This window comes from Pararhizobium polonicum (assembly GCF_001687365.1).
Classification (GTDB): domain Bacteria; phylum Pseudomonadota; class Alphaproteobacteria; order Rhizobiales; family Rhizobiaceae; genus Pararhizobium; species Pararhizobium polonicum.
Genome location: NZ_LGLV01000004.1, coordinates 386890 through 398861 on the forward strand (window position 1 = coordinate 386890; position 11972 = coordinate 398861).

Annotated in this window: 14 protein-coding genes; 7 read left to right on the top strand and 7 right to left on the bottom strand. The window is 62.7% G+C overall.

The genetic code is table 11. From position 1 onward, the window contains the following. Positions 1-177: 177 nt before the first annotated feature. Positions 178-915 carry an SDR family NAD(P)-dependent oxidoreductase gene (locus ADU59_RS03545; protein ID WP_068951723.1) on the top strand — a complete coding sequence of 246 codons (738 nt, stop codon included), beginning with the start codon at positions 178-180 and terminating at the stop codon, positions 913-915. A 99-nt stretch (positions 916-1014) separates the two neighbouring features. Here ADU59_RS03545 and gstA read toward each other — a convergent pair whose 3' ends face one another. After that, complete coding sequence (gene gstA / locus ADU59_RS03550; RefSeq protein WP_068951725.1) at positions 1015-1650, bottom strand: glutathione transferase GstA; 636 nt, start codon at positions 1648-1650, stop codon at positions 1015-1017. Between the two features lie 166 nt (positions 1651-1816). Here gstA and ADU59_RS03555 point away from each other — a divergent pair, with 166 nt between their 5' ends. Next, positions 1817-2140: a winged helix-turn-helix transcriptional regulator gene (locus ADU59_RS03555; protein ID WP_068951727.1), complete on the top strand. Its 324-nt coding sequence runs from the start codon at positions 1817-1819 to the stop codon at positions 2138-2140. A 114-nt stretch (positions 2141-2254) separates the two neighbouring features. Then, positions 2255-3100, top strand: coding sequence for a class I SAM-dependent methyltransferase (locus ADU59_RS03560; protein WP_068951730.1), 846 nt, complete (start codon positions 2255-2257; stop codon positions 3098-3100). 110 nt (positions 3101-3210) lie between these two features. Here the strand turns inward: ADU59_RS03560 and greA are convergent, their stop codons facing one another. After that, positions 3211-3693: a transcription elongation factor GreA gene (greA, locus tag ADU59_RS03565; RefSeq protein ID WP_068951732.1), complete on the bottom strand. Its 483-nt coding sequence runs from the start codon at positions 3691-3693 to the stop codon at positions 3211-3213. Between the two features lie 910 nt (positions 3694-4603). Between greA and dapE the strand changes: the two genes are divergently transcribed. Together dapE and ADU59_RS03575 are read left to right on the top strand one after the other, a co-directional pair. Then, positions 4604-5797, top strand: coding sequence for a succinyl-diaminopimelate desuccinylase (gene dapE / locus ADU59_RS03570; protein ID WP_068951734.1), 1194 nt, complete (start codon positions 4604-4606; stop codon positions 5795-5797). Beyond that, positions 5784-6395, top strand: a complete 612-nt coding sequence (locus tag ADU59_RS03575) for a hypothetical protein (RefSeq protein ID WP_068951736.1) — start codon at positions 5784-5786, stop codon at positions 6393-6395. Before dapE ends, ADU59_RS03575 begins: the two co-directional genes overlap by 14 nt. On the opposite strand, the gene truA is transcribed toward ADU59_RS03575, so the two are convergent. The 5 genes from truA to def all read right to left on the bottom strand — a co-directional run bounded on the left by truA (position 6389) and on the right by def (position 9388). Next, positions 6389-7132: a tRNA pseudouridine(38-40) synthase TruA gene (gene truA / locus ADU59_RS03580; RefSeq protein WP_068951738.1), complete on the bottom strand. Its 744-nt coding sequence runs from the start codon at positions 7130-7132 to the stop codon at positions 6389-6391. The genes ADU59_RS03575 and truA overlap by 7 nt on opposite strands. Further along, positions 7132-8067: a methionyl-tRNA formyltransferase gene (fmt, locus tag ADU59_RS03585; RefSeq protein ID WP_068951740.1), complete on the bottom strand. Its 936-nt coding sequence runs from the start codon at positions 8065-8067 to the stop codon at positions 7132-7134. Before fmt ends, truA begins: the two co-directional genes overlap by 1 nt. Positions 8068-8091: 24 nt before the next feature. Then, positions 8092-8514 carry a type II toxin-antitoxin system VapC family toxin gene (locus ADU59_RS03590; protein WP_068951742.1) on the bottom strand — a complete coding sequence of 141 codons (423 nt, stop codon included), beginning with the start codon at positions 8512-8514 and terminating at the stop codon, positions 8092-8094. Next, positions 8511-8798 (bottom strand): FitA-like ribbon-helix-helix domain-containing protein, encoded by a 288-nt coding sequence (locus ADU59_RS03595; protein WP_068951745.1) that lies wholly within the window; start codon positions 8796-8798, stop codon positions 8511-8513. The genes ADU59_RS03590 and ADU59_RS03595 overlap by 4 nt, the downstream gene beginning before the upstream one ends. A gap of 65 nt (positions 8799-8863) precedes the next feature. Further along, entirely contained in the window at positions 8864-9388 is a 525-nt protein-coding gene (gene def, locus ADU59_RS03600; RefSeq protein WP_068952547.1) for a peptide deformylase, read from the bottom strand. A 144-nt stretch (positions 9389-9532) separates the two neighbouring features. Here def and ADU59_RS03605 point away from each other — a divergent pair, with 144 nt between their 5' ends. Continuing rightward, a complete protein-coding gene (locus tag ADU59_RS03605; protein ID WP_068951747.1) occupies positions 9533-10732 on the top strand; it encodes a DNA recombination protein RmuC in 1200 nt (399 codons plus the stop codon). 51 nt (positions 10733-10783) lie between these two features. After that, positions 10784-11683, top strand: a complete 900-nt coding sequence (locus ADU59_RS03610) for a ribokinase (protein WP_068951749.1) — start codon at positions 10784-10786, stop codon at positions 11681-11683. The last annotated feature ends 289 nt before the right edge of the window (positions 11684-11972 follow it).

The window sequence follows — 11972 nt, forward strand, 5'->3', positions numbered from 1 at the left end:
TCCGGTTTCCGACGGGTTCGACGCTATCCCCAAATCGCCGTCCAGGGAATGCGCCGGTACCGAGATTTGCAGGATCACATATAAATCTCGGAGGATCGCTGTAACACTCCGCCACTTGTCCGTTGCATGATGGGTTCATCGGACGAACGAGGTCCGGCGAATCAGGGAAGAATGCCCATGACCAGATTGAACGGGAAAATCGCGATTGTTTCCGGCTCCTCCAGGGGAATGGGGGCGGGCATTGCCAGCCGGCTTGCGGCCGAAGGTGCGGCCGTGGTGATCAACGACGCCGCCGATGGCGAGGGTGCTTCGCGCATCGCGGCCGACATCGTCCGGCGCGGCGGCCGGGCTGTCGCCGTCCGGGGCGACGTTTCGAGACCGCAGGACGTCAAGCGCATCTTCCGCACCACCGTCGAGATTTTCGGCCGTCCGGATATCGTCTTCAACAATGCCGGCATCTTCCGGGTCGAACCGGCGGAAACGGAAACGCATGCCAGCGCGCACCGGGCCTTTGCCGTCAATGTCTTCGGCACGTTCCTGATGTGCCAGGAAGCCGCCCGGCAGTTCGGCGACAACGGTGGCATTATCGTCAATATGAGCGCGATGGAAAACCGGGGGGCGGCACCGGACGCGGACGCTTATAGTGCCATCAAAGGCGCCATCGATCTGCTCACGCTCGGGCTTGCCCGCGAATTCGCCGGACGCGGCATCCGCGTCGTCTCGATCGATACGGCCGATTTCGACGCGCAAGACCTTGCCGAACCGGATGTTCGCGAAAAGACGGCACGGCGCTCTGCGGGCCTCACCCCGCTGCGCCGCGGCCGGCTCACCGGCGCCGGTACGGTGCTCGCCTCCGACGATGTCGCCTTCATCCGCAACGAATGCGTGGCCTCGACCGGCTGGCGCGGGTGGTGAACCGCTGACGGGCGATGCCTTGCATTGCCCCTGTCCGCAAACAGCTTCAGCGTCGAAGATAGCCCCGCCGGTTCGACGGGCGGGGCTTCCCGGTCCGGGTCAGTGAAATGCCAACCCTTCTTGCGCGATGGACGTCTTGACCGCATCGCGTTCCCGCATGCGTTCGTACCAGGCCTTGAGATTAAGCAAATCGTCGAAATGAATGTCGGTCATGTAATAGGACTTTAGCCATGGCGCCTGGCCCCAGCTCGTGAGAGCAAACAGGTAGGCATCGGCAACGGTGAACCTGTCTCCCATCAGAAACTCTTTGTCGCCAAGATGCGCGTTGATCCACGCATAGCGTTTTTCAAGTTTCGGCTTGGCGGTCTCGAGGTAACGTCCAGCCAGCCGCGCATAGAGAAGCGGAATGAAACCCTTGTGGATTTCGGTTGAGAGGAAACTGAGCATTTCCTGGAGCTTGTAGCGCTCGAAGGTACCGTTTGCAGCCGCCAGACCCAGCTCCGGCCTCCGGTCCGCCAAGTATTGCACAATGACCGGCCCCTCACGCAATATGCTTCCGTCGTCCAGCTCGAGGGCCGGAACATAGCCGTGCGGATTGACACCCGTGTAACTCTCTCCGGCCTCCGTCGTGTGCTTGCTGTGATCGACCTCCACCAATTCGACATCAAGGCCGAGTTCGTTGATGACGATGTGGGGGGAAAGCGAGCAGGCTGCCGGCATATAATAGAGTTTCATCTGCGGTCTCCATGGTGGATTTCAGGACCGTCCTTCAGCGCGAAAGCCGGCGTCCACCGCATGTAGTCGAGGCGGTATAAAAACGTAAGAACGCAAAAGTTTGACATCTAGGTACATAAATTATACCCCCTCTCCATGAGGCACACGGAATGAAAAAGACCCCGGAATGAAAAAGACAGTGACAGGCTGCTCCGTCGAAGAGGCCATGCATCTGCTTGGCGGACGCTGGCGCCTGCTGATCGTTTCCTATCTTGTCGATGGCCCCAAACGCTTCAACGAACTGCGCCGCCTGATGCCCGGCATCTCGCAGCGAATGCTGACGCTCGATCTTCGCGCGCTGGAGGAAGCCAATCTCGTGACGAGAACGGTGTATCCAACCGTGCCCGTCAAGGTCGAATATGCCCTGACCGGCGACGGACGCCGGCTGGACAAGGTAGTTGCCGTCGTTCAGGAATTCGGCCTTTGGCTCAAGGCGCGCGACGCGGCTTAAAGCGATAGGGGCTACACCGGACGCCCCCTCGTATTTGATTGCACCCCGCTCCAGACGGTCCATAATGGTGCGGCCTCGCCGGCCGGGGAGGCCTTTCATGGAAGGACAACGGGCATGCCTGGAAACTTCGATGAGATCCGCGATCAGCAGCGCGACACGTGGGACCGTTTTTCCACCGGCTGGCAGAAATGGGACGAGCTGGTTCTCGGCTGGCTGGCTCCGTTTGGTGATGCAATGTTGCAGCGGGCGCGCTTGCGTGAGCACGCGCATGTCCTTGACGTTGCCGCCGGCACCGGCGAACCCGGCCTTACCGCAGCGGCACTGGTGCCGCACGGACGGGTGACCGTCACCGATCTCTCCGGGCGCATGCTGGCGGTCGCGGCTGAGAATGCAGCCCGCCGCGGCCTGTCGAATTTCGAAACCAAGGCATGCGACGCGGGAGCCCTCCCCTTCCCCGACGCACGCTTCGACAGCGTTTTGTGCCGCTTCGGCTTCATGTTCTTTCCCGATATCGCACTTGCCGCCGGCGAATTTGCACGGGTGGCGAAGCCCGGCGCGCGGATCTGCGCGGCCGTCTGGAGCGGACCGGACAAGAACCCGTGGGCAACGACGATCATGTCGGCGATCGCCCGTCATGGGGAAATGCCCGCGCCGCCGCCCGGATCGCCGGGGCTCTTTCGCTGCGCGCCGTCCGGATTGATGCGCGCCGCCTTCGAAGACGCCGGGCTGACGGAGATCAGCGAGGAGGAGGTGTCATCCGTCATGATCCACCAATCGCCCGAGCGATACTGGGACTTCATGACCGATATCGCAGCCCCCGTGGTCGCAGGGCTTGCGAAGGCCGACAGCACGGCACGAGCACACATCCGCGCCGAGGTTCTGGCCTTGGCGCGACAGTCCATGCAGGACGGCCAGGTCCGGCTTCGCTCGACCGCGACCGTCATCGTTGGCACGCGGTAGGAAAGGTCACGGAAGGAGAGATGGACCGCCGGGCGGCAGGAGCAGTCCCTCGTCTCCCGCAGGAAAACGATCGCATGCCCGAGGCATCCGTATGGTGGCCATATGGCCATCTATGCGATGGCGATGATCTCGAGTTCCTGGCTGTCCGTGCCCACGACATCTCCGGCGGCCTTGCCCATCAGAAGCCGTGCCACCGGCGAGACGAAGGAAATCGATCCGGCCTTGGGATCCGCCTCGTCCTCTCCGACGATGCGATAGGTCTGCACGCGCCCGTCGTTGCGGCTGAAGGTCACCGTGCTGCCGAAGGCGACACGGTCGGTCGAAACCGGGTCCGGGACAAGCTCGGCCGTATGAACTCTTGCCGCGAAATAGCGCGTATCGCGCAAGGGGGCTGCCGCCTGCCGACGGCGTTCGTTGACATCTTCAATAGCGTTCGTTGCGTCATAGGCCGCGCGTGCCTGCTGGAGCTGCAATTCCAGAGCCTTCAATCCGGCTTGTGTCACACGGTTCGGGTGCGGTGAAATCGGGCGGTCGGGCAGCAGGATTTCCGCGGCCGTTTCGGAACTTTCTTCCTTGGTGAAGGCTACGCTCAATCTTGAACTCCGTCTCAATGCGGTGCGCTCTTGCGGGCGCCTGGGGTCGATTGCCGACACGTTTGCCAGATGCATGCAGACGAGGACAAGAGACGAACACGCTCGCTTCATCACGCGAAGTCAATAGGGCGCACATTGGCTGAGATGCCACAACCGGCAAGTCCGAGCGCAAAAGAAAGTCCTTTCGACACAAAAATTCTTCCCCGCAAATCCCCGCCTTTGAAACCTGTGTCATCCTGATCTCGTTCCGCCAATGGATACGCTGCCAGGCGTGGCAGTGAGGCGGGGCCGGTGCCGGATGGGGGACAGACGTAAGCCTTCATCCGGTGGATTGGCAGAAAGTGGTTTCCCTCTCGTCTGAAACAGGGCGGGGCGTGCCTGTGAGGCACACATGAGGAGCGGCGACAGGGATTGCAACAGCGATTCCTTTCGTGGCGCCGCGGCAGCCGGAGCAATCCGGCAACCGTCGAGCGTCACCCTGTACCGGAAAAAGGTGCCGCCATCCCCGCAGAGAAACCGGAGTTGCCCGTCGACCAACACTGAACGGGGCGCTGGAAGGCGTCATATAAATTACTTAGTCATCGGCACTTTCCAGCGCCCCGGCCAAGTAAACATCAGGCAAAACCACGGCGGATCTTCCGGGCGTGGCTGAAGGCGTTGAGGGATCTCCCACCTCGCCCTCGAGGGGGGAGGTCGCCGCAACGCGGCGGGTGGGGGTGACCACCGCGAACACAAGAGGCAATTGCATATGCCGCAGATCACCCCACCCCGGAGCTTCGCTCCGACCATCCCCCTCAAGAGGAGGGTGAAGATGTGCTGTCTCCGGCGCCCTCCGCAAAGGCCGGCTAACCCCGTGACAGCCCGGCATGGATCGGCTAAACCAAGCCGGAAAAACAACAGGCATTCCTTGATGACCGCTATCGATCCCGTCGCCAATCTCTCCACCCTGATCCGCTGCCCTTCCGTGACGCCCGCCGAAGGCGGCGCCTTGGCGGCGCTTGAAACCATGTTGAAGCCACTCGGCTTTTCGGTCGACCGGGTGACGGCGCGCGAGGACGGCACGCCGGATATCGAAAACCTCTATGCCCGGCTCGGCACCGGCGGCCCGCATCTGATGTTTGCCGGCCATACCGACGTGGTGCCGGTCGGCGACGAGGCCGCCTGGACGCACGGACCCTTTTCGGCCGATATCGCCGATGGCCAGATGTACGGCCGCGGCGCCGTCGACATGAAGGGCGGCATTGCATGCTTTGTCGCCGCCGTCGCCCGCCATATCGAAAACAACGGCCCGCCCAAGGGCTCGATCTCGTTCCTCATCACCGGCGACGAGGAAGGCCCCGCGATCAACGGCACCACCAAGCTGCTGGAATGGGCAGCGGCAAAGGGCGAGCGCTGGGACGCGTGCCTCGTCGGCGAGCCGACCAATCCGGACCAGCTCGGCGACATGATCAAGATCGGCCGGCGCGGCTCGCTGTCGGGCACGATCACCGTGCACGGCGTGCAGGGCCACGCCGCCTATCCGCATCTGGCCGACAGCCCGGTGCGCGGCATTCTCGCCCTGACGCAGGCGCTGATGGATCCGCCCTTCGACGCAGGCACCGACACTTTCCAGCCGTCCAATCTGGAAGTGACGACGATCGATGTCGGCAACAAGGCGGTCAACGTCATTCCGGCCAAGGCGACCGCGAGCTTCAACATCCGCTTCAACGACACCTGGGACGCCGACAGCCTGAAGGCGGAGATCATCGCGAGGCTCGACCGCGCTGCCGCCGATGGCGTGCTGCGTCCAGGGCGCCAGCCGGTCAAATATGACATCGCCTGGAGCGAGCGCCCGAGCCACGTGTTCCTCACCCGCAACAACGCCCTGATCGCCTCGCTGTCGGGCGCCGTCGAGGCCGTCACCGGCCGCGAGCCGAAGCTGTCGACGACAGGCGGAACATCGGATGCGCGCTTCATCAAGGATTATTGCCCGGTGGTCGAATTCGGCCTTGTCGGCCAGACCATGCACATGGTCGACGAGCGGGTCGCCGTCGCCGATCTCGAAACGCTGACCGGAATCTATGAAACCTTCATCAGCCGCTGGTTTGGCCATGCCGCAGATTGAGGAAATCGGTATCTACATCAAGGGCCTGTGGCTGCTGATCATCGGCGACAGAAGCGGCTTCGGCTGGCTCGACATTTCGGCCGCCGGGGTCTGGCGCTCCTTTGCCGCCTTCCTGTGGTGCCTGCCGGCCATGGCCGTCGGGTGGGGTGCCTGGCGGCTGTTCTACCTCGCACAGATGCCGAGCGGCACCGAGGCGGGTCTCCTCTTCATCCTCAAGCTGTTCCTTGTCGATGTGGTGATTTGGGTCCTGCCGCTGATCCTCATCGCCGTTCTGGCCAAGCCGCTCGGCTATGAGGAAATGCTGGCGCCGCTTGTCATCACGACAAACTGGCTCTCCGTGCCGATGAGCTATGCCATGGCCTTCCCGCTGGCGCTGCGGCTGGTGTTGCCCGGCAGCGAGGGGCTGTCCTCGCTGCTCTCCTTCATTTTCCTGGTCGTCAATTTCACGGCGATCTTCCGGCTGGTGAAGACCATTGCCAACGGCCAGCTGCTGCTCGCCTCGGCGATATCGGCTCTCTTGATCCTGCTGCCGCTGATGCTGAGCGATGTCGTGCCGGAGCTGTTCGGCCTGGTGCCGGTCTACGCCGCCGCTCAGTAATCGACCTGCATGAAATAGAGCCCATCGGGCGGCGCAACGGGACCGCAGGCCTTGCGGTCTCTCGCCTCCAGCGCCACGCGCACGTCATCCGGCGTCCAGCGGCCGTCGCCCACCATCTTCAGCGTGCCGGCAAAGGAACGGATCTGGTTGTGCAGGAAGCTCTGCGCCGTGGCCCGGATTTCGATCACCTCTCCGTCCCGCGTCACATCGAGCCGGTCGAGCGTGCGCCATGGGCTGTTTGCCTGGCAATGGGTGGAGCGGAAGGTGGTGAAGTCGTGATAGCCGACCAGCGTCTGCGCCGCCACGTGCATCGCCTCGTGGTCGATCCTCTTCGAGACCCACCACGCCCGCTTCGCCTCCAGCGCCAAAGGCGAAGGCCGCGAAATGATGCGATAGAGATAATGCCGTCTCAGCGCCGAAAACCGCGCGTCGAAATCGTCGGGCACTTCAGCCGTCTCGATGATCGACACCTGCTCGCCGGCCTGCCCGAGATAGGCGTTCAGCGCATTGCGCAGCGTCTCCGGCTTCCAGGCCCGGGACAGATCCGCATGCGCCACCTGCCCCCTGGCATGCACGCCGGAATCGGTGCGCCCCGCGCCCCGGATCAGCACGACCTCTCGGGTCAGCGCCAGGATCGCCTTCTCGACCGCGCCCTGCACGGAGGGGCCGTTGTCCTGCCGCTGCCAGCCGACATAGTTGGAGCCGTCATATTCGATCGTCATGCGGAACCGCGGCATCAGGCAAGCCTTGTGCCGGCGGCAATGGGCGTGCCGCGCCGGAAATCCTCGGCATTAAGCGCCTTGCCGCCCGCCTTCTGCAGCCGGGTCAGCCGCACCGAACCATCGCCGCAGGCAATCGTCAGATCGTCGAACAGGGCTGTGCCCGTTTCGCCGCCGGCGGTTTCGACCACAGATGACAGCACCTTGATCCGCTCCGGCTTGCCGCCGATCTCCAGCTCGAACCAGGCGCCGGGAAACGGCGAAAGCCCGCGAATGTGATTGTGGACCTCGGTGGCGGTCTTGCCAAAATCGATGCGCGTCTCGGCCTTGCTGATCTTGGCCGCATAAAGCACCCCGTGCCCGGCCTGCGGCGTCAACGGCAGGTCACCACCATCAAGCTTGTCCATGGCGTCCTTCATCAGGCCCGCACCCGCCAGCATCAGCGTGTCATGCAGCTCGCCCGCCGTCGTCTCGCTGCCGATCGCGACGACCTTGGTCAGCGCCACATCGCCGGTGTCGAGCCCCTTGTCCATCTTCATCACCATCATGCCGGTCTCATGATCGCCCGCCATGATCGCCCGCTGGATGGGTGCCGCCCCCCGCCAGCGCGGCAAAAGCGAGGCGTGGCCGTTGTAGCAGCCGAGCCGGGTGCCGCTGAGGATCTCCTCCGGCAGCAACAGACCATAGGCCACCACCACCGCGACATCGGCGTCGAAATCCCGAAACACCTGGCGATCGGCGGCATCCTTGAAATTGACCGGGGTCAGGACCGGAATGCCGAGCAGTTCGGCCGCCTGATGCACCGGCGACTTCTGCAGATCGAGACCACGGCGTCCGCCCGGACGCGGCGGCTGGGTATAGACCGCAGCGATCGTATGCCCGGCCTGCGCCAATGCGGCCAGCGTCGGAACCGAAAACTCGGGTGTTCCCATGAAAATGATGCGAAGCGGCACGGTGCGCGGACTCCCGTTTCTGAATCAGGCCTCTTCAAACGGGTTTACGAGCTTCAAATCAAGCCCCTCGAAGTCTTTTGTGTTGCGCGTCGCCAGCGTCGCATCGTGGGAAAGGCAAATCGCGGCGATCATGGCGTCCTGAACGGAGATCGGACGGCCAACGCTTTCACGCTTGGCACGCAGGCGGCCGGTCAGCACAGGTGTCAATTCCGTAAACTCCAGAACACGGCCGCGAAACTGGGTGGTCAACAGATTTTCCAGTGACCGAATATACCGGTCCGAACCCGTGCGCAGATAAAACCGCTCCGCTCCGAACGATTGCTCCATCACAACAATGGAATTCAGATACAGATTCGATTCAGCCTCACGGCGAAACCATGCTCTGACATTTCGATCCGGGGATGATTTTACGAGTTCCGAAATGATGTTCGTATCGAGGACAATCATCCAAATTCCACCGGTGGGCGGCCGAAGTCTCTTTTCCGCTCCGCTTCCACCTCGTCCAAGATAGCGGCAAAATCGTCGCCCGAACCATCGCCGGCACCAAAAACAGCACGCAAGACATCATAAGCCGACTGCTCTTCCACAGGCTTGATATCACTCTCGGCGATCAACCCTTTGCGCAAAAGCTCCTTGGCTTCATCGGAAAGACTGCGCCCGGTGCGGTCGGCCGCCGCTGCGATGTCGCGCTTCAAGGCGTCGGAAATATTTCTGATCAGCAGATCGCCCATACGCAACCTCCACTATGATATCAGTGATATCATAGTCGCAGGGGCTCCGATTTTCAATGGAAGCGTCAGATCGCCTTGGCACCGCGGGTCTTGGCGGCCTTGGTGAATTTGCGGATCACCATTTCGCGCTTGAGCTTGGAGATATGATCAATGAACAGCACGCCGTTCAGGTGATCGATCTCGTGCTGCAGGCAGGTTGCCAGCAGGCCATCGGCCTCCACGGTCTGCTGCTTGCCGTCGCGGTCGACATACTGGATGGTGATCGTCGCCGGGCGTTCGACCTCGGCGTAATAGTCCGGGATGGACAGACAGCCCTCTTCGTAGACCGAGCGCTCATCCGACGACCTGAGAATCTGTGGGTTGATGAAGACCTGCGGCTGCTTGTCTTCGCCCTCCTTCGACACGTCGATCACCAGCATCTGGCGCGGCACGCCGATCTGGATGGCGGCCAGGCCGATGCCCGGCGCGTCATACATGGTGTCCAGCATATCGTCCGCCAGACGACGGATATCGGCATCGACCGTCTCGACCGGCTTGGAAAGCTGGCGCAGCACGGGATCGGGAAGAATGATGAGCGGCTTGATGGTCATCTGGCTCCCATAACCGATCTTTCGCGCCGATGGAATTCTCGTTTTCAAGATTTTTGCAGCCAATGCAGCCATTTGTATCATTCGATTTACCAATGTTCCCGTTTTGATCTGGCCACAAACCGCGAATCCGCTTAGGCTGCGCCGATGGAACCAGCAATTCTCACGCTCGATCGCCCCATCTTCATTCTCGGCGCCTATCCGGTCACGCTCGGAATGTGCCTGTTCATCACGGTCGCGATCCTGCTGTTTGCGGGCATTCCGGCCGTGCTCGGACGGCGGCGGGACCGGCAGTCGGCACAGGAAGCCGAGCGCCGCATGACGGCACTGCTGGCGGCCCAGACCGAAATGCAGGGCCGCATCGCGGCGATGGCGGACGTTTTTGGCGCGCGCCAGTCCGAGCTCAACCAGTCGATCAGCCAGCGGATCGACGGCATGACGCACCGGCTCGGCACCTCGATCACCGAGCAGACGAAGGCGACGCATGAAAACCTGCGGCGGCTGCAGGAACGGCTGGCGGTGATCGACACCGCGCAGACCAATATCCAGTCGCTGGCGAAAGACATGGCGGGGCTGCAGAGCATCCTCTCCAACAAGCAGACGCGCGGCGCCTTCGGCCAGTCGCGCATGGAAACGATCATCGCCGACGGTCTGCCGATGGGGGCCTATGCCTTTCAGACGACGCTTTCGAACGGATCGCGGCCGGACTGCACCGTCCGCATGCCGAACGGCCAGCCGGTGCTGGTGATCGACGCCAAGTTTCCGCTCGAAGGCTGGAACGCCATTCGCAGCGCCGGCGATCCGGACGCGGCCCGGCAGGCGCAGCAGCAGTTCCGCCGCGACATGGAGGTGCATATCCGGGATATTTCGGGCAAATACCTGATCCCCGGCGAGACCCAGGAGACGGCCTTCCTGTTCGTGCCCTCCGAATCGATCTTTGCCGAAATCCACGAGCATTTCGAAGGCATCGTCCAGAAGGCCCACCGGTCGCGCATCGTCATCGTCTCGCCGTCTCTCCTGATGCTGTCGATCCAGGTGATCCAGGCGATCCTGCGCGATGCCCGGATGCGCGAGCAGGCGCATCTGATCCAGGGCGAGGTGATCCGGCTGATGGAGGACCTGACCCGGCTCGACGACCGCGTGCGCAAGCTGCACGGCCATTTCCTCACCACGCAGAAGGATGTCGACGACATCCTGGTCTCCTCGGAAAAACTCAAGCGGCGCGGCACCAGGATCGAGGCGCTGGATCTTGAAACCGCCGGCGCGTTGCCGGATGCCAAGACGGAGCCAAAAGCCTTCGACAATCGCATGGGACAATTGAAGCTGCGGGTGGTTGACGAGGACTGACCCTCTCGGGCACTGTCCCGCAAAAATCGACTGCCCGGAGACCTCGTCCACATGATTACAGTTTTTGGTTCCATCAATATGGACCTGATCGCCACCACCGCACGCCTGCCGAAGCCCGGCGAAACCGTTGCCGGAACAAGCTTTTCGACCGCAGCCGGCGGCAAGGGCGCCAACCAGGCGCTGGCCGCGCGCCGGGCCGGCGCATCCGTCCGCATGGCAGGCGCCGTCGGATCGGACAGCTTTGCCGATGGGGCGCTGGCCCTGCTGAAACAGGCAGGCGCCGATCTGTCGCTGACGAAGACTGTCGGCGAACCCACCGGCACCGCCCATATTCTGGTTGGCGGCGATGGAGAGAATGTCATCGTCGTCGTGGCAAGCGCCAACGGCGCCGTCAGCGAAGATGATGCGCAGTCCGCCGTGGAAAAGATGGCTGCCGGCGATACGCTGATGCTGCAGCTGGAGATACCGCCCGCCTCCGTCGAGAAGGCGCTCACCGCGGCCAAGAGCAGCGGCATCACCTCGATCATCAACATCGCCCCGCTGACGGCTGATGCTGCCCGCCTGGGGCGGATGGCCGATATTGTCGTTGCCAACGAAACGGAATTCGAACTGCTGGCCGGGCGCGAGGGGCTGTCGGCGGCGGAGCGCGAAGAGGCCATGCAAAAGCTGTCGCGGGAAACGGGGCAAACCGTCATCGTCACGCTCGGCGCCGAAGGCGTGGTGGCCGTTCGAAACGGCGATATCCATCGCGCCAAGGGGCTGAAGATCGAGCCGGTCGATACCGTCGGTGCCGGCGATACCTTCTGCGGCTATCTTGCCGCCAGTCTCGACGCGGGCATCGATTTTGCCGCGGCCCTGCGCCGTGCCGCCGTTGCCGGTTCGCTTGCCTGCCTGAACCCGGGTGCGCAACCGGCCATTCCGCAAGCCGTCGAGGTCGACGCAAAAATCTGATCAGCCAAGATCCACGGATCGGCCGCTGCGCAATCAGAACAGCGCGGCGTCGCCAACACGGCATCCGGGCGTAAATCCCTCGAAAACGGCGGGATTTACGCCTTTTCCGTTGGCCTAATTTTAACAAATCCCGCGCTATTCAAGCAGCTGCAAAGGTCTGTCTTTCCAGATCAAAGACAACCTCCCGATGCCGGTCGGCATCTGGCGCTCCATGAGGGGGCATTTCCCAACAACAGATCGCGTCATTCCGTGGCTTTGAAAATCCGCGGACCTCTCACCATGCGGGGAC

Excerpts from the sequence above, each read along its gene's own strand:
- ADU59_RS03545 (WP_068951723.1), top strand. The coding sequence starts at position 178 with ATGACCAGATTGAACGGGAAAATCGCGATTGTTTCCGGCTCCTCCAGG.
- gstA (WP_068951725.1), bottom strand. The coding sequence starts at position 1,650 with ATGAAACTCTATTATATGCCGGCAGCCTGCTCGCTTTCCCCCCACATC.
- ADU59_RS03555 (WP_068951727.1), top strand. The coding sequence starts at position 1,817 with ATGAAAAAGACAGTGACAGGCTGCTCCGTCGAAGAGGCCATGCATCTG.
- ADU59_RS03560 (WP_068951730.1), top strand. The coding sequence starts at position 2,255 with ATGCCTGGAAACTTCGATGAGATCCGCGATCAGCAGCGCGACACGTGG.
- dapE (WP_068951734.1), top strand. The coding sequence starts at position 4,604 with ATGACCGCTATCGATCCCGTCGCCAATCTCTCCACCCTGATCCGCTGC.
- ADU59_RS03575 (WP_068951736.1), top strand. The coding sequence starts at position 5,784 with ATGCCGCAGATTGAGGAAATCGGTATCTACATCAAGGGCCTGTGGCTG.
- truA (WP_068951738.1), bottom strand. The coding sequence starts at position 7,132 with ATGCCGCGGTTCCGCATGACGATCGAATATGACGGCTCCAACTATGTC.
- ADU59_RS03590 (WP_068951742.1), bottom strand. The coding sequence starts at position 8,514 with ATGATTGTCCTCGATACGAACATCATTTCGGAACTCGTAAAATCATCC.
- ADU59_RS03595 (WP_068951745.1), bottom strand. The coding sequence starts at position 8,798 with ATGGGCGATCTGCTGATCAGAAATATTTCCGACGCCTTGAAGCGCGAC.
- def (WP_068952547.1), bottom strand. The coding sequence starts at position 9,388 with ATGACCATCAAGCCGCTCATCATTCTTCCCGATCCCGTGCTGCGCCAG.
- ADU59_RS03605 (WP_068951747.1), top strand. The coding sequence starts at position 9,533 with ATGGAACCAGCAATTCTCACGCTCGATCGCCCCATCTTCATTCTCGGC.
- ADU59_RS03610 (WP_068951749.1), top strand. The coding sequence starts at position 10,784 with ATGATTACAGTTTTTGGTTCCATCAATATGGACCTGATCGCCACCACC.